This window comes from Paenibacillus sp. J5C2022 (assembly GCF_025567625.1).
Taxonomy (GTDB): domain Bacteria; phylum Bacillota; class Bacilli; order Paenibacillales; family Paenibacillaceae; genus Pristimantibacillus.
In genome coordinates this window covers 1-23,591 of the sequence record NZ_JAOQJC010000001.1, presented here as the reverse complement: position 1 = coordinate 23,591, position 23,591 = coordinate 1, and the positions used below count along the sequence as shown (strand labels likewise).

The 23,591-nt window shown below is 54.2% G+C and carries 26 protein-coding genes; 1 reads left to right on the top strand and 25 read right to left on the bottom strand.

From position 1 onward, the window contains the following. Positions 1–13 precede the first annotated feature (13 nt). From flgC to sucC, 10 genes are all read right to left on the bottom strand, one after another. The gene (gene flgC / locus M6D81_RS00130; RefSeq protein ID WP_262674704.1) at positions 14–466 is read right to left on the bottom strand and encodes a flagellar basal body rod protein FlgC; all 453 of its coding nucleotides are present in this window, start codon (positions 464–466) and stop codon (positions 14–16) included. 3 nt (positions 467–469) lie between these two features. Beyond that, positions 470–883 (bottom strand): flagellar basal body rod protein FlgB, encoded by a 414-nt coding sequence (gene flgB / locus M6D81_RS00125; RefSeq protein ID WP_262674702.1) that lies wholly within the window; start codon positions 881–883, stop codon positions 470–472. A gap of 219 nt (positions 884–1,102) precedes the next feature. Then, a complete protein-coding gene (codY, locus tag M6D81_RS00120; RefSeq protein ID WP_262674701.1) occupies positions 1,103–1,873 on the bottom strand; it encodes a GTP-sensing pleiotropic transcriptional regulator CodY in 771 nt (256 codons plus the stop codon). A gap of 30 nt (positions 1,874–1,903) precedes the next feature. After that, a complete protein-coding gene (gene hslU / locus M6D81_RS00115; protein ID WP_262674700.1) occupies positions 1,904–3,307 on the bottom strand; it encodes an ATP-dependent protease ATPase subunit HslU in 1,404 nt (467 codons plus the stop codon). A gap of 20 nt (positions 3,308–3,327) precedes the next feature. Further along, positions 3,328–3,873: an ATP-dependent protease subunit HslV gene (gene hslV / locus M6D81_RS00110; RefSeq protein ID WP_262674698.1), complete on the bottom strand. Its 546-nt coding sequence runs from the start codon at positions 3,871–3,873 to the stop codon at positions 3,328–3,330. 46 nt (positions 3,874–3,919) lie between these two features. Next, positions 3,920–5,251 carry an FADH(2)-oxidizing methylenetetrahydrofolate--tRNA-(uracil(54)-C(5))-methyltransferase TrmFO gene (gene trmFO, locus M6D81_RS00105; RefSeq protein WP_262674697.1) on the bottom strand — a complete coding sequence of 444 codons (1,332 nt, stop codon included), beginning with the start codon at positions 5,249–5,251 and terminating at the stop codon, positions 3,920–3,922. 103 nt (positions 5,252–5,354) lie between these two features. After that, a complete protein-coding gene (gene topA / locus M6D81_RS00100) occupies positions 5,355–7,448 on the bottom strand; it encodes a type I DNA topoisomerase (RefSeq protein WP_262674696.1) in 2,094 nt (697 codons plus the stop codon). Between the two features lie 28 nt (positions 7,449–7,476). Beyond that, the gene (gene dprA, locus M6D81_RS00095) at positions 7,477–8,616 is read right to left on the bottom strand and encodes a DNA-processing protein DprA (RefSeq protein WP_262675073.1); all 1,140 of its coding nucleotides are present in this window, start codon (positions 8,614–8,616) and stop codon (positions 7,477–7,479) included. A 216-nt stretch (positions 8,617–8,832) separates the two neighbouring features. Continuing rightward, a complete protein-coding gene (gene sucD / locus M6D81_RS00090; RefSeq protein ID WP_262674695.1) occupies positions 8,833–9,771 on the bottom strand; it encodes a succinate--CoA ligase subunit alpha in 939 nt (312 codons plus the stop codon). 71 nt (positions 9,772–9,842) lie between these two features. Then, complete coding sequence (gene sucC / locus M6D81_RS00085; RefSeq protein WP_262674694.1) at positions 9,843–11,003, bottom strand: ADP-forming succinate--CoA ligase subunit beta; 1,161 nt, start codon at positions 11,001–11,003, stop codon at positions 9,843–9,845. A 296-nt stretch (positions 11,004–11,299) separates the two neighbouring features. Between sucC and M6D81_RS00080 the strand changes: the two genes are divergently transcribed. Next, a complete protein-coding gene (locus M6D81_RS00080) occupies positions 11,300–12,841 on the top strand; it encodes a YifB family Mg chelatase-like AAA ATPase (protein WP_262674693.1) in 1,542 nt (513 codons plus the stop codon). A 6-nt stretch (positions 12,842–12,847) separates the two neighbouring features. On the opposite strand, the gene M6D81_RS00075 is transcribed toward M6D81_RS00080, so the two are convergent. The 15 genes from M6D81_RS00075 to M6D81_RS00005 form a co-directional block, all read right to left on the bottom strand. Further along, a complete protein-coding gene (locus tag M6D81_RS00075; protein WP_262674692.1) occupies positions 12,848–13,219 on the bottom strand; it encodes a YraN family protein in 372 nt (123 codons plus the stop codon). Continuing rightward, positions 13,209–13,526, bottom strand: coding sequence for an EscU/YscU/HrcU family type III secretion system export apparatus switch protein (locus M6D81_RS00070; RefSeq protein ID WP_262674691.1), 318 nt, complete (start codon positions 13,524–13,526; stop codon positions 13,209–13,211). The genes M6D81_RS00075 and M6D81_RS00070 overlap by 11 nt, the downstream gene beginning before the upstream one ends. Next, positions 13,523–15,469: a hypothetical protein gene (locus M6D81_RS00065; RefSeq protein WP_262674690.1), complete on the bottom strand. Its 1,947-nt coding sequence runs from the start codon at positions 15,467–15,469 to the stop codon at positions 13,523–13,525. Before M6D81_RS00065 ends, M6D81_RS00070 begins: the two co-directional genes overlap by 4 nt. A gap of 159 nt (positions 15,470–15,628) precedes the next feature. Then, positions 15,629–16,261, bottom strand: a complete 633-nt coding sequence (locus tag M6D81_RS00060; RefSeq protein WP_410795670.1) for a ribonuclease HII — start codon at positions 16,259–16,261, stop codon at positions 15,629–15,631. A 12-nt stretch (positions 16,262–16,273) separates the two neighbouring features. Then, positions 16,274–17,164 carry a ribosome biogenesis GTPase YlqF gene (ylqF, locus tag M6D81_RS00055; RefSeq protein WP_262674688.1) on the bottom strand — a complete coding sequence of 297 codons (891 nt, stop codon included), beginning with the start codon at positions 17,162–17,164 and terminating at the stop codon, positions 16,274–16,276. A 17-nt stretch (positions 17,165–17,181) separates the two neighbouring features. Next, a complete protein-coding gene (lepB, locus tag M6D81_RS00050; protein WP_262674687.1) occupies positions 17,182–17,886 on the bottom strand; it encodes a signal peptidase I in 705 nt (234 codons plus the stop codon). Between the two features lie 77 nt (positions 17,887–17,963). Next, entirely contained in the window at positions 17,964–18,305 is a 342-nt protein-coding gene (gene rplS, locus M6D81_RS00045; RefSeq protein ID WP_262674686.1) for a 50S ribosomal protein L19, read from the bottom strand. Positions 18,306–18,443: 138 nt separating this feature from the next. After that, positions 18,444–19,184 (bottom strand): tRNA (guanosine(37)-N1)-methyltransferase TrmD, encoded by a 741-nt coding sequence (gene trmD / locus M6D81_RS00040; RefSeq protein WP_262674685.1) that lies wholly within the window; start codon positions 19,182–19,184, stop codon positions 18,444–18,446. Positions 19,185–19,186: 2 nt separating this feature from the next. Then, positions 19,187–19,711: a ribosome maturation factor RimM gene (gene rimM / locus M6D81_RS00035; protein WP_262674684.1), complete on the bottom strand. Its 525-nt coding sequence runs from the start codon at positions 19,709–19,711 to the stop codon at positions 19,187–19,189. Positions 19,712–19,802: 91 nt separating this feature from the next. Next, a complete protein-coding gene (locus tag M6D81_RS00030) occupies positions 19,803–20,033 on the bottom strand; it encodes a KH domain-containing protein (RefSeq protein ID WP_262674682.1) in 231 nt (76 codons plus the stop codon). 25 nt (positions 20,034–20,058) lie between these two features. Then, the gene (gene rpsP / locus M6D81_RS00025) at positions 20,059–20,331 is read right to left on the bottom strand and encodes a 30S ribosomal protein S16 (protein WP_262674681.1); all 273 of its coding nucleotides are present in this window, start codon (positions 20,329–20,331) and stop codon (positions 20,059–20,061) included. Between the two features lie 44 nt (positions 20,332–20,375). Continuing rightward, complete coding sequence (gene ffh, locus M6D81_RS00020) at positions 20,376–21,764, bottom strand: signal recognition particle protein (RefSeq protein ID WP_262674680.1); 1,389 nt, start codon at positions 21,762–21,764, stop codon at positions 20,376–20,378. Next, on the bottom strand, positions 21,743–22,153 hold the full coding sequence (locus tag M6D81_RS00015) for a putative DNA-binding protein (protein WP_410795669.1): 411 nt from the start codon (positions 22,151–22,153) through the stop codon (positions 21,743–21,745). Before M6D81_RS00015 ends, ffh begins: the two co-directional genes overlap by 22 nt. A 125-nt stretch (positions 22,154–22,278) precedes the next feature. After that, on the bottom strand, positions 22,279–23,250 hold the full coding sequence (locus M6D81_RS00010) for a copper amine oxidase N-terminal domain-containing protein (RefSeq protein WP_262674679.1): 972 nt from the start codon (positions 23,248–23,250) through the stop codon (positions 22,279–22,281). Positions 23,251–23,342: 92 nt separating this feature from the next. Continuing rightward, positions 23,343–23,591, bottom strand: a 249-nt coding sequence (locus M6D81_RS00005; protein WP_262674677.1) for a hypothetical protein, incomplete at its 5' end; no start/stop codon positions are given.

Sequence of the window (23,591 nt, the reverse complement as noted above, 5' to 3'; positions counted from 1 at the left end):
GAACGGTTATGTATTACCCTCGGCCTATCTCAAGGGCTTTGACGAACATCGCTTTCGTCGCGTTTAACGCAGTCACATTGGATTCATACGATCGCATGGCAGAGATCATATCGACCATTTCCTTGGCCATATCCACATTCGGCATATGTACGTACCCGTTGCCGTCTGCATCGGGATGGGTTGGATTATAGACCAGCTTGCTTGGCGTTTGGTCTTCTTGAATTTTAGTAACCTTGACGCCGCGCGCAGTTCCCTTGTTCCCCATTTCATTGGCCAACATGCTGGAGAATGACTGCTGCATAGGCTCCATTACAACCATTTTCCGCTTATACGGCTCGAATTTGCCATTGACGAAGCTCCCTCTTGTCGTCTCCGCATTCGCTATGTTGGAGGAGATAACATCCATTCGCATACGTTGAGCTGTAAGCGCCGAGGCGCTAATGTCGAATCCCGTCGTCAATTTCACCCGTTAAGCCCTCCCGTCGATTGCTGTTCTCATCATCTTGATCTCATGGCTGATTTGCTTCGTGTACAGGTTGTAGTTCAACTGATTTTTGGCCAACAGCGCCATTTCGCGGTCCAAATCGACATTGTTCTCGTTGATATTCATCGTTGTTGAATCGTCGGTTACGACCTTGGCAGCAGGCATGTTCGATTTTTGGGAGCCGATTGCGATATGTCTGGCATCCGTCCTGTAGCCCGATACGCTACTCGGCTTGTTCCCCATGCTCTGCTCCAGTAGCTGTTCGAATAATACTTCCTGCCGCTTGAAATGTGGCGTTTCAGCGTTGGCAATATTATCCGTCATTACTCTTTGTCTTAATTCGGAGGCATAGGCCGCGTTTTCCAATCGAGCGAACGCTGCACTGTTCAATACGTTCATGTCGTTCTCACCACTTTCGCTTTGAAAATCATCACTAAACCTATTCAACAGAATGACCCGCATTCCTCCTTTATTCGACATAAAATTATTAAAAAAATGAGATCATCCTGTCGAGATTTGCCACAAAAATATCTTCGACAATTCCCCAAATTATTACAATAAGAAAAAAGCCCTATCTTTTATTTCAGATAGGACCTTCGTGGTAATAAGGAACTAGGTTCAGTTCTTGATTTTCTCCAGCTCCAGCAACAGCTGATGGTTCAATATTTTGATATAGGTTCCCTTCATGCCTAGCGATCTAGTCTCAATGACTCCGGCGCTTTCAAGCTTCCGCAGCGCATTCACGATGACGGAGCGCGTAATGCCGACGCGATCCGCAATCTTGGAAGCGACCAACAGCCCTTCCTTACCTTCCAGCTCCTCGAAAATATGCTCGACTGCCTCCAGCTCGCTGAAGGAAAGCGAACCGATCGCTACGGAAACAACCGCTCGGCTGCGCACTTCCTGTTCAATCTCATCCGCGCGCTCACGCAATATCTCCATGCCCACAATGGTAGAGCCATATTCCGCCAGCACAAGATCGTCTTCGTCGAATTCACCCAATGTGCGGGTAAGCACCAGGGTGCCCAAGCGATCGCCGCCACCGATTATCGGAACCACCGTCATGACGTCTCCGCCGCCAAGTCTAGGGAACGTCTCATAGATGCCGCGGTCCGGCTCCACATTCGTCACCGACTCCTGCATGTCCATAAATCGGGCATTACTATCCGCAGGAAAGCGCAATTCTGCACCGGATTGCGAACGAATAAACTCGTGATCGTACACATCCACCGCTGCGCATCCCAGTATTTTGCCTCTGCGGCTTACGACGAATACATTGCTCTGAATGGTGGTGCAAAGAACTTCAGCCATTTCCCTGAAGTTTACCGCTTTTCCGGCTGCTTTTTGCAGCAGCCGGTTCAGCGTTCTCGTTTTATTCAATAAACTCATTCTAATTGCCTCCCAAAAAACTCATCGCCATTACAATATATATTGACTTAAATCCCGATCTTTCGCAATGCCGCCCAGCTTCTCCTTAACATATTGCGGCGTAATGACCATCTTCTCCAGAGAAAGCTCAGGCGCTTCGAAGCTCAAATCCTCAAGCAGCTTCTCCAGAATAGTATGCAACCTTCTCGCGCCAATATTCTCCATATTCCGATTCACATCCGCTGCGATGGAAGCCAGCTCCGCAATGGCGTCCTCCGAGAATTCGATCTCTATGCCTTCTGTCTCAAGCAGTGCGGTATATTGCTTGGTCAGCGCATTCTTCGGCTCCGTCAATATGCTGATGAAATCCTCAAGGCTGAGACTGGTCAACTCGACACGAATCGGGAACCGCCCCTGCAGCTCGGGAATCAGGTCTGAAGGCTTAGCGATATGGAAGGCGCCGGCAGCAATGAACAGGATATAGTCCGTCTTGACGGAACCGTATTTGGTCATCACCGTAGAGCCCTCCACGATAGGAAGAATATCCCGTTGCACCCCTTCTCTGGAAACATCAGGACCTGAGCCTCTTGACGGACTGGCAACCTTGTCGATTTCATCGATAAAAATAATTCCGCCCTGCTCTGCACGAGCAATGGATTCCGCAATGACGTCGTCCATTTCGATCAGACCGTTCGCTTCCTCTTGAATAAGCGCTTTGCGCGCTTCCTTGACGGGCAGCTTGCGGCGCTTGGGCTTCTTCGGCATCAGTTGGCCGAACAGTTCGCTCATGTTCATACCCATGCCTTCCGGGCCCTGGCCGGATGACAGCATATCCATCATGCTTGGCGTCGTATCTTCCACTTCAATTTCGATGACTTCATTTTCAAGCCTGCCCTCAGCAAGCTGCTCTCGAATCGAGGCGCGCTTTTGCTCCAACGCCTGATCCACTTCTGTGTTTTTCTGCTCTTCTTTCTCGTCCGATCCGCCTCCGAACAGCATTTCGAACGGATTTTTGGCCGATTTCGCTTTCGCTGCGGACGGCGCGAGCAATGTAACGATACGCTCGTTGGCCAGCTTCTCCGCCTGTTCTTTCACTTCTTCGGTCTTCTCGGACTTCACCATCCGGATCGCCGTCTCCACCAGATCTCGCACCATGGATTCAACGTCTCTTCCCACATAGCCGACTTCTGTGAATTTGGTCGCTTCCACCTTTACGAACGGGGCTCTCACCAGCCTTGCCAGCCGTCTAGCGATTTCCGTCTTGCCAACACCGGTAGGACCGATCATGAGTATATTCTTCGGCATGATCTCATCCCGCAGCGCCTCGTCCAGCTTACTTCTGCGGTACCGATTGCGCAGCGCCACTGCGACCGATCGCTTCGCGTCCTTTTGGCCAACGATGTACTTATCCAGCTCCGCCACAATTTGCCGCGGCGTCAATGTGTCATTACCCATCCTATCATCGCCTCCGCTATCTATACGATCTCTTCTACAATAATATTATGATTCGTGTACACACATATTTCCGCTGCAATGCCGAGAGCCGATTGCGCCATCTCTTTCGCGCTCATAGCGGGAGCGTGACGCTTCAGCGCTCTTGCAGCCGACAACGCGAACGTGCCCCCGGAGCCGATAGCCAGAATGCCGTCGTCCGGCTCGATAATTTCTCCGTTGCCGGATATGAGCAACAGACCGCTTTTGTCCATCACGATCATCATCGCCTCCAGCTTGCGCAGCACCCGGTCGGAACGCCAGTCCTTGGCCATCTCGACGGCGGCTCGCTGCAAGTTGCCATGATGCTCCTCCAGCTTCGCTTCGAATTTCTCGAATAGCGTTATCGCATCGGCAACCGAGCCTGCGAAGCCCGCCACTACCTGATTGCGGTATAATCTCCTTACTTTCTTCGCATGTTGCTTCATCACCATGCTGTTGCCGAATGTGACTTGACCGTCTCCGGCAATGGCGCCTTTGCCTTCGTGACGAACCGCACAAATCGTCGTGGCATGAAACTGCATTTCCATTACAATGCCTCCCTAACAAATCGTAGTTTGAAAGCTGGCTTATAGTTTACTGTACGGCAATACGGGGCAAATGTTGCTGCTTAAATTTCTCAAGCTCGTCCAATGCGCGATGCGCGATCGCCTCATTCTTCTCCTTCTTGCCCTTTATCCGCTCCTCCAATGGAGGAAATAAGCCGAAATTCGCATTCATCGGCTGGAAATGCTTGAAGTCGGCTGTCGTAATATAGTTGGCCATGCTGCCAAGCGTTGTCTTTATTGGCAATACCAGCGGCTCTTCGCCTTTCGCCGCCCTGGCGGCGTTCATTCCCGCAATAAGACCGGAAGCGGCGGATTCCACATATCCTTCCACCCCTGTCATCTGTCCGGCGAAGAACAATGTATCGCGATTATGAGCCTGATACGTCGGCTTCAGAAGCTTCGGCGAATTAATAAAAGTATTTCGGTGCATGACGCCGTACCGGACGAACTCCGCGTTCTCAAGACCCGGAATAAGATTGAAGACGCGCTTCTGCTCCCCCCACTTCAAATGCGTCTGAAAACCGACAATATTGTAGAGGGTGCCTGCAGCGTTGTCCTGACGCAGTTGAATGACCGCGTGCGGCAGTTTTCCCGTATGAGGGTTAACCAGTCCTACCGGCTTCATCGGCCCGAATAGAAGCGTCTTGGCGCCTCTGCGAGCCAGCACCTCGATCGGCATGCAGCCTTCAAAGTAGATTTCCTTCTCGAATTCCTTCAATTGAGCTGTCTCCGCGGTTATCAACGCTTCGTAGAAGCGCTGGAACTCCTCTTCGGTCATTGGACAGTTCAAATAAGCGGCTTCGCCTTTATCGTAACGCGAGGCCAAATAAACCTTGTCCATATCGATGGAATCCTTATCTACGATCGGTGCAGCTGCATCATAGAAATAGAAGTATTCCTCGCCAAGCAGTTCCGCGATCTCCTTCGACAGCGAAGGGGCGGTAAGCGGACCCGTCGCAATGACGACAATGCCATCGGATGGAATTCCCGCCACTTCCTCGTTGCGGACTTCAATAAGCGGATGCTCGCGCAGTCTGCTCGTCACTTCGCCGGAGAAGCCCTCTCTATCAACCGCAAGCGCTCCGCCGGCCGGCACGGCATGCTTGTCCGCACAGCTCAATATAAGCGAATCCAGACGGCGCATCTCTTCCTTCAACACACCGACTGCATTGCTCAGTCCGTTGGCACGCAAGCTGTTGCTGCATACCAGCTCGGCGAATGAGTCCGTATGATGAGCGGGCGTCTTCCTTACCGGCCGCATCTCATACAGGATGACCGGTACGCCTTGTGAAGCGATCTGCCAAGCCGCTTCACTTCCCGCCAGTCCCGCTCCTACAACTGTTACCTTCTGGCTTGACATGAATATTCATTCCTCTCGTTTCATTGCGATAGAACAACATCATCCCCCCTGGTGAGGGAGGACGGAGTTGTGTGTATTAGTTATACGGATCGATTCCGCAGCATTAAGCTTGTTCTTCTTCTTCAATCAATTCTTCCGTGTAGTCGCAGGAGACGCATTGCAGTCTTGCGCCAGAGCGATTGCGTTTCTCGACCAGCATGCTGTCGCAACTAGGACAGGTTTTGTTCGTCGGCTTATCCCAAGAGACGAAGTCGCAGCCCGGATACTGGTCGCAGCCGTAGAAGATTCTCCCTTTCTTGCTGCGCCGCTCGATGATTTTGCCCTCTCGGCATTTCGGACATTCGACGCCGACATCCTTCACGATCGGCTTCGTGTTGCGGCAATCCGGGAAGCCCGAGCAAGCCAGGAACTTGCCGAATCTGCCCATCTTGTATACTAGCGGCATTCCGCACTTCTCGCATATCTCGTCGGATACTTCATCCTGAATTTCGATTTCCTTCATTTCCTCTTCGGCTACTTCCAGCCGTTGCTCGAAGGACTCATAGAAGTTCGCAAGCACCTTGACCCAATCCTCCGTGCCTTCTTCCACATGGTCGAGATCCCCTTCCATGTTGGCCGTGAACTCGACGTCCAGAATTTCCGGGAAGAACTCCTCCATCAGTTGAATCACCAATTCGCCCAGCTCGGTCGGGAAAAACTTCTTCTCTTCCATGGCGATGTATCCGCGCTTCTGGATCGTCTCCAGCGTCGGAGCATAGGTGCTCGGCCTGCCGATGCCCAGCTCCTCCAACGTGCGAACGAGTCTCGCTTCGGAGTATCGCGGAGGCGGCTGCGTAAAGTGCTGCTTCGGTTCAATTTCCTCGGCCTTTACCACATCGTCTTGCGCAAGCGGCGGAAGCAGCTTATGCTCCTCCACCGTACCGTCATCATTGCCCTCCACATACACCTTCATAAAGCCCGCGAATTTGATCTTGGAGCCGGTAGCGCGGAAAGTTGAATCGCCGCATTGCAAATCTACCGTCATCGTATCCAGTACGGCTGAAGCCATCTGGCTAGAAGCAAATCGCTCCCAGATGAGCTTGTAGAGCCTTATCTGGTCTCGCGACAAGAATGGCTTCATCGTATCGGGATCGCGCATAATGGACGTCGGACGAATCGCTTCGTGCGCATCCTGCGCGTTGCTGTTCTTCTTCGTATAGACGCGTGGCTGCTCCGGCACATAATCCGCACCATACTTCTCGGAAATATACGTCTTGGCCTCTTCTTGGGCCACTGGTGATATCCGGGTAGAATCGGTTCTCATATACGTAATAAGACCGACCGTTCCTTCTTTGCCCAGCTCCACTCCTTCATAGAGCTGCTGTGCGACCGACATCGTCTTGGACGCGCGGAAGCCGATCTTGCGCGCGGCTTCCTGCTGCAAGGAGCTGGTAATGAACGGCGGCGCCGGATTGCGCAGACGCTCCTTCTCCTTCACATTGGCTACGACGAAGTCCTTGCCCTCGATTCCCTTCAGAATCTCCTGTACTTCGGCCTGGTTGCCAAGCTCCTTCTTCGACCCGTTCAAGCTATGGAATTTCGCTTCGAACGGTTTTCCTCCATGCTGCAGCTTGGCCGTAATCGACCAGTACTCTTCAGGAATGAACGCGTCGATCTCGTTCTCCCGGTCAATAATCAGCTTGACGGCTACGGATTGCACGCGGCCTGCCGATAAGCCTTTCTTCACTTTCTTCCACAGCAGCGGACTAATCTTGTAGCCGACCAGCCGATCCAGTATCCGTCTCGCTTGCTGCGCGTTAACGAGATCCATATTAATTTTGCGAGGCGTCTTGAACGCCTCCTTAACGGCTTGCTTCGTTATTTCATTAAACACTACACGACAGGTATCCGTTTCGTTAAGCTCCAGATAATGAGCAAGATGCCACGCGATCGCCTCGCCTTCGCGATCGGGGTCAGCCGCCAGATACACATGCTTCACTTTCTTCCGCGCATCCTTCAGCTCTTTCAATACGTTGCCCTTGCCTCTAATTGTAATATATTTAGGCTTAAATTCGTTCTCGACCTCAACGCCGATCTGGCTCTTAGGCAAATCCCGAATATGACCCATAGACGCTTTCACGATATATTTGCTTCCCAAATATTTGCCGATCGTTTTGGCTTTAGCAGGTGATTCCACGATAACCAATGAATCTGCCATGTGAGGTGCCTCCTCTCTCTACGACAAGTTACAATACCATGTATAAGGATCCCGCTTGCTGCTCGATCCTTCGTTTTATACATAAATTTAGCAGAATGGAGCTCAAATGTCCAAATGGAAACGCCGTTAGCTCCTGAAGCTCATCGAGGCTCATAGGGCGCTCGCACAGCAGCGCCAATACCTTCCGTTCCTCCGAAGTCGCCGGCTCCGCCTCCTTCGCTGCGGATGCTGCGCTGTCATGCTGCCCCTCCGCCCTGTCGCAAGCCTCCACCATTCCGCGCAGCCACAGCAATTCCTGGAACACTTGCTCTGCAGAATGCATAAGGATGGCCATCCCCTTCGCAATCAGTTCATTAGGGCCTTCGCTCCTGGGCGAGTTGATCGGCCCCGGAACCGCGAACAGCTCCCGATCCATGTCGCGCGCGTGAGCAGCCGTAATAAGTGAACCGCTTCGACTGGCTCCTTCTACGACGATCGCCGCTCTGGAAAGTCCCGCAATGACACGATTGCGCTGGTGGAATTGACCGGGATGCAGCCCGGAGCCCAGCGGAGTCTCCGATAGAAGCAGTCCGCGCTCCGCGATGCGCCGATACAGCGATTCGTTCTGAGGGGGATAGCAATCGTCGATCGGTGTAGGCAATACGGCAATCGTCCCGCCCCTCTCCTCCAGAGCCGCCTCGTGCGCCCGACTGTCGATGCCTCTGGCCAGTCCGCTAACGATGGTCAATCCTGCTGCAGACAGCTTCCTTGCCATTACTGTTGCTACATGCCTGCCATATGCTGTCGGCACCCTTGTGCCAACAATCGCAACTGCAGGTCTCTCCAGCAGCTCCAACCTTCCAATCGCATACAGTACCCATGGGGGCTGCGGGCATTCCTTCAGCAGCGTTGGATACTGAGCGTCATAAGGTGTCAGAATGGAAGCACCGCAATGCTTCATCTTCAATGATCCTGAAGTTGTGCTGCGCCATGCATGCTCCCGGAAGTAGTCCGCAGCCTTCTGAGCTTGACCGGGACGAAGGCCGATATCCAGCAGATCGTCTCGCGTCCAATTCTCTTTGCGCCATAACTGATGCTTGACCGCCTTCTTAATGGCGTGCCAGCCAATTCCGGGAATCTCATGAAAGGCTAGCACCATTTCTTTCTCTTGCTGCTGCCATGTATCCATGTCCACCAACCCTCTCTCCTGAATAGGTTCATTAGGGCTGGCTTGCATACTTTTCTATTGTGTCTTACACGGCTGCAGAATGCAAGTCAACCTTTTCATTTCTTTCATGCAATTTCAACATTTTTTCCAGTACATGTATGACAAAACGAAAAAAACAGCCCTCCGGACGTCCTTGACGCCGAAAGGCTGCTTGCCTCATAAATTACATCTCTTCGATTAAGAAGATTTGACTGTCGTGCACTTCTCCAGAAGTCCTTGCTCCTCCAGGACGCTTACGAGCGTGGAGCCCATGTCGGAAGGCGTTGGAGCCACTTTAATGCCGCATGCTTCCAAAGTTGCAATTTTCTCGGCTGCTGTTCCTTTACCGCCGGAAATGATGGCGCCCGCATGGCCCATGCGCTTCCCTGGAGGCGCTGTAGCGCCGCCGATAAAGCCGACAACCGGCTTCTTCATGTTCGCTTTAATCCACTCAGCTGCTTCTTCCTCGGCCGTACCGCCGATTTCACCGATCATGATCACGGCATACGTATCGGGATCGTCATTGAAGCGACTCAATATGTCGATAAACTCGGAGCCTTTCACCGGGTCGCCGCCAATACCTACAGCGGACGATTGTCCAATGCCGCGAGTGGTAAGCTGATGAACGGCTTCGTATGTGAGCGTTCCGGATCTGGATACGACGCCTACATGGCCTATCGTATGGATATAGCCAGGCATAATGCCGATCTTGCATTCGCCAGGTGTAATAACGCCAGGGCAGTTAGGTCCGATCAGAACGGTCTTGCTGCCTTCCATATAACGCTTCACTTTCACCATGTCCAGCACCGGAATACCTTCTGTGATGCAGATGACGAGATCGAGCTCCGCGTCAACTGCCTCCATAATGGCGTCCGCCGCGAATGCCGGCGGTACGTATATAACGGAAGCGTTAGCACCGGTAGCCGTAACGGCCTCCTGTACCGTATTGAACACTGGAAGAGAGACGGTGGAGCCGCTCTCCAGCGTAATGTCCACATTGGTTCCGCCTTTACCCGGTGTTACGCCGCCCACCATTTGAGTACCGTAGTCCAGCGCACCTTTCGCGTGAAACTTGCCAGTCTCGCCCGTGATGCCTTGTGTGATCACCTTTGTATCTTTGTTTACCAGTATACTCAACTTAACTCACATCCCCTGAATGAATTCTATACGCGATAGAGGTAGTCTTATTAGTAGAGCCGCAATCAAGCTTATTTCACGAGGGCAACGATCTTCTGCGCACCGTCGGACATGGAGTCAGCTGCTACGATATTCAAGCCGGATTCGTTCAGAATGTTCTTGCCCAATTCCACGTTCGTGCCTTCGAGGCGTACGACGAGCGGGCGGTCAAGGCCAAGCTCTTTCGCGGCAGCCACGACGCCTTCGGCAATAATATCGCATTTCATAATGCCGCCGAAGATGTTGACGAAGATGCCTTTTACTTTTTCGTCGGACAGAATGATTTTGAAAGCTTCCGTTACTTTCTCTTTCGTCGCGCCGCCCCCTACGTCCAGGAAGTTCGCAGGGTCGCCGCCGTAATATTTGATAATGTCCATCGTAGCCATCGCAAGGCCTGCGCCGTTAACCATGCAGCCGATGTTGCCGTCAAGCGCGATGTAGCTCAGGTCGTACTTGGACGCTTCGATTTCCTTCGGATCCTCTTCGTCCAGATCGCGCAACTCCAGAATGTCCTTGTGACGGTACAGCGCATTGGAGTCGAAGTTCAGCTTGGCGTCAAGCGCCATCACGTTGCCGTCGCCGGTTACAACGAGCGGATTGATCTCCGCAATGGAGCAGTCCTTCTCGACGAAAGCCGTGTACAGAGCAAGCATGAACTTCACAGCCTTGTTCACAAGCTCCTTCGGAATGTTGATGGCATACGCCAGCTTGCGCGCCTGGAATGCTTGCATGCCGACGGCGGGATCGATGACTTCCTTGAAAATCTTCTCTGGAGTCGCTTCCGCCACTTCCTCGATTTCCGTGCCGCCCTCTTCGGAGGCCATCATCGTTACGCGGCCTGTTGCGCGATCAAGCACCACGCCGATGTAATATTCTTTCTTTATATCGCATCCTTGTTCAATAAGAAGGCGCTTAACTTCCTTGCCTTCAGGACCTGTTTGATGTGTAACAAGCGTCTTGCCCAGAATCTCGCTTGCGTATGCACGAACCTCGTCCAGATTTTTTGCAACCTTGACACCGCCTGCTTTGCCGCGGCCGCCCGCATGAATTTGCGCTTTTACGACCACAACGGAAGTGCCGAGCTCCTTGGCCGCTTCAACCGCCTCGTCGACGGTGAATGCCACCTTGCCCTCCGGCACGACTACACCATACTGCTTCAGTACCGCTTTCCCTTGATACTCATGGATGTTCATGTTGAAATCCTCCATTTCACAGACTCTTATCAGTCATATGTACACACAAACTTTTCTTATTGTAGCATCTTTCGACGACTTGCACCTTATTTTTCTGACAGAATCCATAGGCTTTTTTGATATGGATATCATCTCAAAATGAGATGAAATAAAGCCACGACAACTAGTATGGCCTAAAGCTTGCCAAATAATCGCTCCGCACAGATTGACATCCGAACATGTTTTGAGATATTCTGTCGATAAACGTTAAATGTGAGGAAGCACCTTCATTCGTAAACAATGGAGGTGCTTTTTTTGTGTACAATGCCATACACAGTGCCAGTGTATTCGGAGTAGAAGGTAAAAATATCTGTGTGGAAGTGGACATCAGCAACGGATTGCCCCAGGTGCATATCGTCGGCTTGCCCGACCCCGCCGTGCGGGAATCGGTAGAACGGGTTCGCGCTGCGCTGAAGAACAGCGGCTTCAACTTTCCGATGGAACGGATCACGGTGAACCTTGCACCGGCGGATCTGCGCAAGGAGGGCACTGCCTTCGATGTGGCAATCGCCGCTGGCATCCTGACCGCAAGCGGACAATTGGGCGGCGCTCCCTTCAAGGACACGCTTCTTATCGGCGAGCTGTCGCTTAGCGGTTCCATCGGCCCGGTGCCGGGCGTACTTGCCATGCTGGAGCGGGCGAAGCGAAGCGGTATCAGCCGCGTGCTCCTTCCGGCAGGCAACGTGCAAGAGGCGGCATGGATATCCGGTATGGAGCTGTATGGCTTGACGCATCTGCATGAACTGGCGGGCGGAGGCGCGGAGCGGGGCTGGGAGCGGCTTCGTCATGCCGCAGCGGACAGCGGCAAGCGTCGCCTTCCCGACTCTCCCCCGCAGGACGGACTCGACTTTCATGATGTGATCGGGCAGCAGCAAGCGAAGCGGGCCATGCTCATTGCCGCGAGCGGCAAGCATAACATTCTACTGTGCGGACCGCCCGGAACGGGCAAAACAATGATGATCCGCCGATTGCCCGGCATTCTGCCGCCTCTCGTCGAAGAAGAAGCGCTTGAGGTGACGAAGATCTACAGCGTTGCGGGCAAGCTGTCGGATGGGGCGAGAGGGCTTATGGCGAGCCCTCCCTTCCGTGCCCCGCACCATTCCATATCGGCCGGAGGCATGATCGGCGGAGGCTCCATCCCCAAGCCCGGAGAAGTGACGCTGGCGCATCGCGGCATCCTGTTCCTGGATGAGCTGCCCGAATTCCCTCGCGCCGTTCTTGAGCTGCTCCGGCAGCCGCTGGAGGACCGCATCGTCACCATCTCCCGCTCCCGGGCGACTGTGCAGTTCCCGGCCAATCTGATGCTGGCCGTATCTTACAACCCCTGCCCATGCGGCTACTTCGGCTATGAGCATGGCGAGAAGATATGCACATGCAGTCCGACTTCGATCGCCCGTTACCGCTCCAAGCTGTCGGGACCGCTCCTGGATCGGATCGATCTGCAGCTGGAGGTGCCCCGCCCCCGCTTCGATCAGCATCGGGCCGGAGAGCGCGGGCTCACGACTGTCGAGCTGCAGCGGCAGGTCGTTGCCGCACGCACGAGGCAGCTGGAGCGCAACCGGACATACGGAGTCCGCTTCAACAGCGAGCTTACAGGGAGCGGACTTCTGCGCGCCGCCGCATTGCATGCCGACGCCCGCATGCTGCTGGACAACGCTTTCGAAGCGCTGGGCATCAGCATGCGGGCTTATGACCGGATATTGAAGCTGGCGAGGACGATTGCCGATCTTGAAGATTGCGACTCCGTTCGTTCGGAGCATGTTGCCGAAGCGATATCTTATCGGAGAGTTGAGCCTTGATTGAATCTAGAATGCGTATTCGTAATGCTTATATCTCTCCATCTTCCCGTCATCTCCGATATAGATGGCGATGACGTCGAACCGAAGGCGCTGGGCCGGCTGCTTCAGCGTCTTCACATAGGCCTGGGCCAGACTTCTCAGCTTCATCTTCTTGCGGAAGCCGACGGACTCCTCCGCCATTCCGTATCGTCCCAATGTAGCGGTTCGCCTCGTCCTCACCTCCACGATAACAAGCACATCGCCTTGACGAGCGACAATATCCAGCTCACCAAGCTTGCAGCGCCAATTCCGTTCCACAATGGCGTAACCCGCCGATTCCAGCAGACGGCATGCTGCCTCCTCCCCTATTCTTCCGACGGCCCCTCTGTCAAAGCTCATGCTGCATCTCCCTCGCCCTCCGGTCGGACCGGTACACGAAGCTTAAAATCTCCGCGACCAGCGTATATAGCTCAGGAGGAATTTCCTGATCGACATCCAGCTTGGACAATACTTCCACAAGCGAAGCATCCTCTTGCAACGGGACTCCGCTCTCCCTTGCTTTCTCCACGATGCGATCTGCGAGCTCGCCGCTTCCCTTCGCAACGAGTACTGGCACAGTCTTCTCGCCGGGCTCGTACTTCAATGCAACCGCCTTGCGGATGGCAGGACGCGCCGACTGTTCGCTCCCCTCTTGCTCCTTCGTCATACTTTCAGATCAACTCCTCGGTAACGGGTCGATGTGAACTGGGCCAAGTCCGGCGGCTGCTGAAGCTTCTTCTTCGCCGGAGCTTCAGCAGCAATATCCCCTTCCTTCGGCAATGGTGTCGTTCGCAGCGACAACAGCTGGTAGCCCGCCGCTCCAATCCGCTCTCCCATATCGTCCCTGAACTCCTCCAGCATTCCTTCCATGTACGGGTGGTCGTTCCATATGTTCAAGCTGACAATTTTGTCCATGACATGAACATCCACCAGCATATTGCCCAGCGTGCGCATGGACAGATCGAACAGCAGACGGCAGTTGTCGGCATCAAGCTCGCCTCGCCGCCCCCGCCTTGTCTGGATATGTACGGAAGCTGTCTCCCTGCCATCTCCGTCATGGATCGGAATGAACATCGTTACATGCGACAACACGGAGCTGTTCCGCTCCGGCGTCATAAGCAGCTGCTGACCGGTAATCTGATTCAGCAGTTGCTGGGCCGTCTCCTTGACAGTAGCAGGGATGTCGGTCGCATGAATCAACTGGAGCAGCGCACTCTTCATCGTATCCGGAACTTGCGCTTCCTGCGCAGCCATTCCCGACGTTGCAGCTCCTCCGGCAGCAGGCTGCGGGACAGCTTCCGTCAACGGCCGCTCACCAGCGACTGCATGCTGCATCGGCGCGCTTCCCGGTGTCTGGGCAGGCGCCGGTCTGCCACCCGCCTCTTGCGAGGGCGCTTCCGCACCTGCCGCCTGAGCCGCTATCGTTCCGGCAGACGCACTCGAAGCCGCTGAAGCTGCACCTGCAGCAGCTTGCGCTCTAGTACCGGCTTGCTGCGCCTCCGCCGCTCCGCCGTTCGCTCCCTCTTGTCTGGTTACCTGGCCGTTCCCGGCAGACATCTGGTTCTCGGCCCCCGCTATGCCGGCCCTTGCTGCCGAGCCTGCAGCCGCTCCATCGGCCGTTCTTGGCGATGAGGCGCCAGCTTGGTCCATCGCTACGGATTTGGCGAGCAGGTGTTCATGGTCGACGCCGAGCCATTTCATCATGCTTCCCAGCCAGTTGCCCGAAGGATTCGGCTTGCTTGACGACAAACCGCCCCCTTCGTCGGCCATCATCGCGTTAAGCGCTGCCGCAGGAGCCTGTACTGCCGCCTCTCGCATGCCCCCTCCCGGCGGTTGCATCTGCAGGGCTGCTCCTTGCCCCTTGGCAGCGACAGAGCCCTCCCCGGGCGCCGCAGAACTCCCCAGGGCGCGCAGAAGCTGCTCTCCCCCCTCCAGCAGCGTAAGCAGTCGTGTTACTGCAGCCTGCCCTGTCTCTGCACCTGCGGCCGGCAGAGCCGCTTGCAGAGTGCCTTGCGCTTGCTGCTGCGATAAGCCGAGCAACTGGCCGCGCATCGTATCCAGCAGCGTATGGAGCTGCTGTCCGAACATAAGCTGATGCATGGCGGCTATCGAGCCAGCCGTCATCGGCAATCCCCTCTTGAACGCGGCGGCGGCAGCCTCAATCCACTGCTCATGCTGCATGCCTCCCGGCATGACAGTCACCGCTTGACGGAATGCGCGGCCTGTCTCCCTGTCGAACGGAATGCCTTCGCTTCGCAGCCCCTTGACCAACTCCTCCGCCCATCTGCCGTCCGGCAGACCGAGCAGCTTTACCAGATCTCGCAGCGCGCCGTCCGCCAGCCCAAGCGCGCCGGGGTCGACCCCCTTCAGCACGACCATAGAGCCTCTGGATTCCGGTTGTACCTGCAAGTAAGCCGACTGTCCCGCTTGCAGCGGCATCTCCAGCTTCGCCCGTATCGTGACCCCGTTGATCTGTACAATCGCTTCATTATTATCCAGCAACTTCATGACGACGCCCCTCACGACCTGACCTACCTTCAGCTCCATGGCGCGGGTCTCGCCGCTCACCGCATCCCCCAGTAATCCTCTCATCATTTGACTGATATTCATTGGCCCAACTCCTCCGAACGCTAACACGCTTGCTTCATACTTAGTACTTATTATATCGGCTTCGGTCCCCTTCGCCTGTAGGGATACCGAAAAATCGCCCGTTCAAGGCTAGCGGCGGGAATCCGCACTGCCTCAAAGGGGCGATTGGTACGATCGTATTCAAACATCTCCAAGCAGCTTCTTCAAGAACGTGCGGCGATGCAGCGAGCTGGGGCCATGCTGCAGCAGCATCTCCCGGTGCTGCTTGGTAGCGTAGCCTTTATGTACGGCAATGCCATATTGCGGGAACTGCTCTTCCCATTCCTGCAGGCATAGTCTGTCTCTTGTCACTTTCGCCACGATAGACGCCGCGGCGATGGATTGGCTGTTCGCGTCGCCCTTCACGATGCCTTGCTGCGGCACATCCAGATCAACCTGCTCCGCATCCACCAACAAGTATTCCGCCGGAACGGCGAGTGATTGCACCGCTAGCTTCATGGCGAGCCGAGCGGCCTGCTTAATGTTGATCTCATCGATCGTTCGCGCGTCGACGCGTGCGACAGACCAAGCAACGCATTGCTCCGTTATGATGGCGAACAACTCTTCCCGCTTCTTCTCACTAAGCTTCTTGGAATCGTTGATGCCGTCGATTACGAGATGCGGAGGCAGGATAACCGCGCCTGCAACAACATCACCGAACAGACAACCTCGGCCTACCTCGTCGACCCCTGCGACAGAGGCATGCCCGTCATCCCATAATATTTCTTCGTATTGCAGCACTTGACATCTACTCCCTTGCTCCCTCGCTCCCATGAGGAATACACTCTATTGCTCCCGTGCAGGCATATCGTCATAAGGCATCTCCAGCGTAATCCGTCCCAGCTTGCCTGCCCGAAGATCGCGCAGTATAATGCCGGACGCTTTCTCCAGATCGACATGGCCGCCACTGACGAGACAACCGCGCTTGCGGCCTATTCCTTCCATTACCGATACGATCGCTTCATTATCTTCAGGATCGTCAGGTCTATCCAGCTCCAGGCCGTATCTAGCCTTCAGTTCCGCCCAGTAGCGACCCAGCAATTCCCGTATGGCATAGAAGGCAATGTCGTCGATATGCAGCACCTGCTCCTTGATCGCTCCGGTCATCGCAAGCCGATACCCAACCTGCTGATCCTCGAACTTCGGCCACAATATGCCCGGCGTATCCAGCAGCTCCATCTCGCTACCGACCTTGATCCACTGCTGCCCTTTCGTCACGCCTGGCTTATCGCCAGTCGCCGCAATATTCCGTCCTGCGAGACGGTTGATCAGCGTAGACTTGCCAACATTGGGAATGCCGACAATCAGCCCTCTTACGGCTCTTGGATTCATCCCTTTGGCCTGCTGCTTCGCAATCATCTCATGCAGAATTTCTCTGGCCTTATGGGGAATTTCGCCGACATGGCTGCCGGTAGAGGAATCGACCGCCAGACAGACGTGGCCTTCATGCTGGAAGTAAGCCTTCCACTGTTCCGTAGCCGTGGCGTCGGCAAGATCGCTTTTATTCAAGACGATCAGCCTTGGTTTTCCTTGCAGCACCTCGTCAATCATGGGATTGCGGCTGGATAGCGGAACGCGGGCGTCAAGCAGCTCGATTACGATATCGATCAGCTTCAGCTTGTCCTGTATTTGTCTTCTCGCCCGGGTCATATGGCCCGGGAACCATTGTATGGTCATGGCTTGCTTCACCCTAACTAATAATTGTGCTTAATGAATTCGATTTTGTTAAGCGGCCAGAAGATGACGTCGGCTCGACCTACAATTTCATCCTCCGACACGAAGCCGATCGCCCGGCTGTCTGTGCTGTTGCCTCTGTTATCGCCGAGAGCGAATATCATGCCTTCCGGCACAGTCGTTTCCTTGAAGGAATCGTTAGGGAAGTTGTATCGGGTACCGATCCCGTTATATAGTTCCCCATTTGCCCGGCTTTTCTCAATCGCTTCTTTAATATACGGCTCTTCCATTTTTTGATCGTTAATGTACAGATCGTCGCCCTCGACGCGAATCCGGTCGCCCGGCACGCCGATGACCCGTTTAATGAACTTTCTGTTCTGCTCCGGCACGTCGAATACAACGACTTCTCCGAACTCCGGCTCTCTGAATCTGTATAATATTTTGTTGACGATCAAGCGTTCGCCCGTCTCAAAGTTAGGCTGCATGGATGGTCCATCTACAATAAAAGGAGAGAATAGGAATTGACGAATGATAAATACCAGCACGACTGCTATGGCCAGCGCTTTAATCCACTCCACAATTTCCTTGTAGGCGGAATTGCTCTTGCGCGAAGCTTTCCCTTCGGGCGATGCGTCATCAGCATGCTGAGGATTTAACGGTTCAGTCAAAGGTTGATCACGCTTCGTTTCCTGTTCGTCGTTTGGATGCTGCGAATCCATATGCATGCCCTCTCTTCTTGTACGTAATTTGCATAAAAAACGAAAAGGAGCTTGTCTTTGCAAGCCCCTCTTGACGTTTCATCTTAACGAATCTCTTTAATTCTTGCCGCCTTGCCACGCAGGCTGCGCAGATAGTACAGCTTAGCGCGACGCACTTTACCGCGGCGAGCCACTTCGATCTTGTCGATCTTCGGCGAGTGAAGCGGGAATGTTCTCTCCACGCCAACACCGTAAGAAATTTTGCGAACAGTAAAAGTCTCGCTAATACCGCCGCCACGACGTTTGATTACAACGCCTTCGAACAGCTGGATACGCTCGCGGGATCCCTCGATAACCTTTACGTGCACTTTCAACGTGTCGCCAGGGCGAAACGCGGGAATGTCTTGGCGAATCTGTTCTTTCGTAATTTCTTGTACAATGCTCATTCGGGTTCACTCCTTCCACCATAGACGTTCTTATAAGCTCCAGCAATCCCCATTGATTCCATCATCACTTATAGCGGACCGTCCGACTATACAAACAACATTAGAAATATTACCATAAGACGGGCATGAAATCAATATTTATTTATTTGTTGCGGCACTTCTCTCCGCAAGCCACTTTCGTTCCTTGTCCGTCAGCTCCGCATCGCCCAGCAGATCGGGACGCCGCGACAGCGTGCGCATCAGCGATTGCTCCCGTCTCCACCGCTCAATGTTCTCATGATGACCCGACAGCAGCACCTCCGGCACGCTCCAGCCCCTGAATTCAGGGGGGCGTGTATAATGAGGATGCTCCAGCAGTCCGGTGCTGTAAGAATCCGTAACGGCCGACGATTCATTGCCCAGCACACCGGGCAACAAGCGGACTACGCTGTCGATGACCGCCATAGCGGGAATCTCCCCTCCAGTGAGCACGTAATCGCCGATAGACAGCTCGTCCGTCACGAGATGCTCCCGAATGCGCTCATCGTAGCCTTCGTAGTGACCGCATATGAGCACCAAGTGTTGTTCACCGGCCAGCTCCTCCGCTTTTCGCTGTGTGAAGGGCTCGCCTTGCGGGCACATCAACACTACCCTCGGCGCAGTCTTCGACTTCTCCTGCAAGTCTTCTACCGCGGAGAATACAGGCTCCGGCTTCAGCACCATGCCCCCGCCGCCCCCATAGGGATAGTCGTCTACCGTTTTATGCTTGCTCTCGGAATACTCCCTGAAGTTAACCGCCTCCAGAGCTACAATGCCCTTCTGACGCGCTTTTCCCAATATGCTGGCGTTTAACACTCCTTCGAACATCTCCGGGAACAAAGTGAGGACGTCGATTCTCATTGCTAGACCAGCCCTTCCATTAGAGAGACCGTCACAACCTTCTCCTTCACATCCACCGACTTCACGACCTCATCGATGACAGGCAGCAGGATCGGCTTGCCGGCTCCTTTGGGGCGCTCCACCACCCATACGTCATTGGCGCCTGGACTCAATATTTCGGATATAGCTCCGAGTTGCTCTCCAGCTTCCGTTACGACGCGGCAGCCGATGATCTCATGGTAATAATACTGGCCTTCATCCAGATCCCCTTGCTGCTCCTCCGACACCTTCAATATCCAGCCTTTATATGTCTCGACTTCATTAATGTTGCCGTAGCCTTCCAGCTTGACGATGTACATGCTCTTATGGGCGCGGGAAGAAGCGATCGTGACGGGCACGGACTGCTTCTCATCATCCGACACCATCATAAGGGAGCTGCCCGGCGCGAATCTCTCCTCGGGGAAGTCCGTCTTGGAGACAACCTTCAGATCGCCTCGTATGCCATGCGTATTGACAATGATGCCGACCGTATACCAGTTTCCGTTCATGCCATTCATCCCTCTAATTATGTAGTCTGTTCATTATAACATGCAGAAGAGGGCCAGGACATATACATCCCGACCCTCATGGCATATGCGCTTATGAGTTAATGTCTACGATTACCCGCTTGCCCGATTTCACAGATGCCGAGGTTACAACGGTCCGCATCGCCTTGGCAATGCGCCCTCCCTTGCCGATAATCTTGCCGACATCGCGAGGGTGAACCGTCAGCTCGTAAACCGTACTGCGGTCGTCGTCCCTTACCTCCACGCGCACTTCATCCGGATGATCCACCAAAGCCTTCGCAATGACAAGAATTAATTCTTTCATAACAAAGCCCTCCGCTACTCAACAGTTATTTCTGTTGCTTAAGCTCATGGAACTTCTTCAGAACACCAGCTTTGGAAAGAAGATCGCGAACGGTATCAGAAGCTTGCGCTCCTGTTTGAAGCCACTTCAGAGCCTTCTCTTCGTTAATGGAAACTTGAGCTGGCTGAGCGACTGGATTATAAGTACCGATCTCTTCAATAAAACGTCCATCGCGCGGGGAACGGGAATCCGATACAACAACGCGGTAGAATGGCGCTTTGTGCGCACCCATACGTTTCAAGCGAATACGTACTGCCATTATCATTCACCTCCTTCAATTAGTCGGCAGCGGTCAAGCTGCCGTCAAAACGGAAATTTCATATTTTTGCCCATGAGGCCTTTCAGCCCTTTGCGACCGCCCTTCATGCCTTTCGGTCCTTTCGGCCCCATCATGGAGGAGAATTGCTTCATCATGCGGCGCATGTCGTCGAATTGCTTGATCAAGCGGTTCACTTCTACGATCGTGGCGCCGCTTCCGGCGGCAATCCGCTTGCGCCTGCTATGGTTGAGCAATTCCGGCTTGCTCTTCTCTTCCTTCGTCATGGAACGGACGATCGCTTCCACCCGGCCAAGCTGCTTCTCGTCCACCTTCATATCCTTCATGCTGCCCTTCATCTTGCCCATGCCGGGAAGCATATCCATAATCTGATCCAGCGGTCCCAGCTTGCGGACCTGCTCCATCTGATCCAGAAAATCGTCGAATGTGAACTCAGCCGTACGCATCTTCCGTTCCATCTCTGCCGCCTTCTCGGCATCGATGCCGGCCTGCGCCTTCTCGATCAGTGACAGCATATCCCCCATGCCAAGAATTCGCGAAGCCATCCGCTCGGGATGGAACGGCTCCAGGGAGTCGATCTTCTCGCCCATCGCGGCGAATTTAATGGGACATCCAGTAACGGATTTGACGGACAGCGCGGCACCGCCCCTTGTATCGCCGTCCAGCTTCGTCAGCACGACGCCGGTCAGCTCCAATTGCTCATGGAAGCTCTTGGCCACGTTCACCGCATCCTGGCCCGTCATCGCATCCACTACGAGCAGCACTTCATCGGGCTTCACCACGGCATGGATCTGCTTCAGCTCCTCCATAAGCGCTTCGTCAATATGAAGGCGGCCCGCCGTATCGATGATGACATAGTCGTTGCCGTTCTCCTTGGCATGGCGCAAGCCCTCTTCGGCGATCTGCACCGGAGAGACTTGGTCTCCCATGGAGAAGACGGGAGCGGCAATGCTGTCTCCCAGCACCTGCAGCTGCTTGATCGCAGCGGGACGATAGATGTCGCACGCGACGAGAAGCGGCTTGTGATTGCCCTTCTGCAGGAGCTTCGCAAGCTTGCCTGTCGTCGTCGTCTTGCCCGCGCCCTGCAGACCCGCCATCATAATAATGGTGGGCGGCTTGTTCGCCTTCGCCAGCTTGGCTTGCGTACCACCCATTAACTCCGTCAATTCTTTATTGACAATGTCAACGACGACCATGCCTGGAGTGAAGCTCTTCGACACTTCCAGTCCGACGGCCTGCTCCTTCACCTTGGCTATGAATTCCTTCACGACCTTGAAGTTGACGTCGGCTTCCAGAAGCGCCAGACGCACCTCGCGCATTGCATCATTAACGTCGCTTTCCGATACTTTGCCTTTGCCCTTCAGCTTGCTGAATACGCTCTGCAGTCGGCTGCTCAAGCTTTCAAATGCTGCCATGATCTGTCGCCACCTCCTATTGCCGATTCCTCATCGTTGCGAAATTGTGCGATAGCCTCCTTCAGGGATTGCTTATCCGATTCCTCCATCGCTATCGCATCAAGCCGTTCCTCCAGCAGCTCCGTCAGCCGAAGCAGCCGCTCATGCCTGATCAACAGACCCAGCTTGCTCTCGTAACCTTCCAGCGCGCCTTCCGCGCGCTTTATATTATCATACACTGCCTGACGGCTAATATCGAATTCCAGCGCGATCTCGCCTAGCGAGAAGTCGTCGCGGTAATAATAAGTAAGTATGGTGCGCTGCTTCTCCGTCAATAAGCTGTCATAGAAGTCCAGCAGCAAGTTCATTCTTGTCGTCTTCGCCAGGGCATCCGGTTCCTGCATGGTCATCCTTCATTGCCCCCTATTCCATTGCTATGATCAGGCCGTCAAGGTCATTCCCTTGACAGTGATGCAACGCTACTTATCATACACGAAGGCCTATACCGCTGTCAAGTATATTTCCTTGTCAGACATTACTGCTCGGAATAGCGCTCCTTCGTGACGAGGCTCACGGTTCTTGAGTCCGCATCCCACCCCACTTGGAAGTCTATCGCCCTTGCGATGTCCCTCAGCTTATAATAGTTGCTTCCTTCAATGTTGTAAGCGGCCGCCAGCACTTGCACGCCATCCAGATACAGCGATGCCGAAGCCGGCTTCCCTCGCTTCGCCGCCACATCGGCCCCCGCCTTCAGTTCATTCCCGACAGGCTGATAAGCGTCTCCCGGCAACAGGTCGATCGAAGCGGAATCCGCGTCCCACGCCACAGCGAATCGCTTGGCGCTTCCGTTCAGCGCCATCGCAACGTCCCGCAGCTTGAAGTAATTGTTCCCGCCAATCGTATAGGCTTCGAATACGACCGTCTTGCCGTCAACCAGTACCCGGGACGATGCCGGCTTAGCCTTAACCGGAGCATCGCCGATCGCCCCTACGGCGTTGTCTGCGAACCGGAAGTGGATGTCGTGAGCTTCGAAGATGACCTCCCCTTGCTGGTCGAGAACCGAGAACTGCAACGATATCAAGCGATTTCCGATCATCGCCAATGTCGCTTTGTCCAGCTTGTAGGCCATTTCCCCGTCTTTAAGCTCGCTTTCGACGTAATCAATCTTCCCGTAGCTGTACAGGCTGACATAGAGCGCAACTCTATCCGCTTCCGGATTTTGCGCCAGCAGTTGGAACAAGACGGTCTCGCCATGCTCGTCCCACTCCGGAGCGTGCAGCTCCACCGCTTCCACCTGCAAGGGATGACGGCTGGAGTCTTCCGACTCCACTTCCACCATTCCCGCATATGCCGGCATCTTCAATCGATACCCGGATTCCTCTCGGAGCACGTCGATTACCTCTGCATCGTCCACCTTCGCCAACACGTCAGGTATGGCAGCGCCAATCAGACACACTGCAAGCGTCATCCACACCGTTATCCTTGCCAGTTTTTCAAAACGCAACATGAATTCCCTCCGCTCCTTCTTCTTTTTCAAAAAATTGGGCTGTAACATGACGAATGACGCAGGGAGCAGTGCGTTGCACTGCTTCTGCGTCATTATGTCTGCCATTCACACGCTATTCGATTGTGCGTACGTACCAGTTCTCGGAGACAGCGCTGAATTCCTGCTTCTTTTTTATCTTTTTCACAAAATAATTGCTCTACTGCTCGAAGATAGCGGCGACGACAAACGCAATTACTGGACATCATTCCCATTGACATATTCATGACCATTGTCAATTCATGCCCAGCCTTCGAAAGTTGATCATTTTCCATATGCTTGTCTAATTTCAATATCGGCCCACA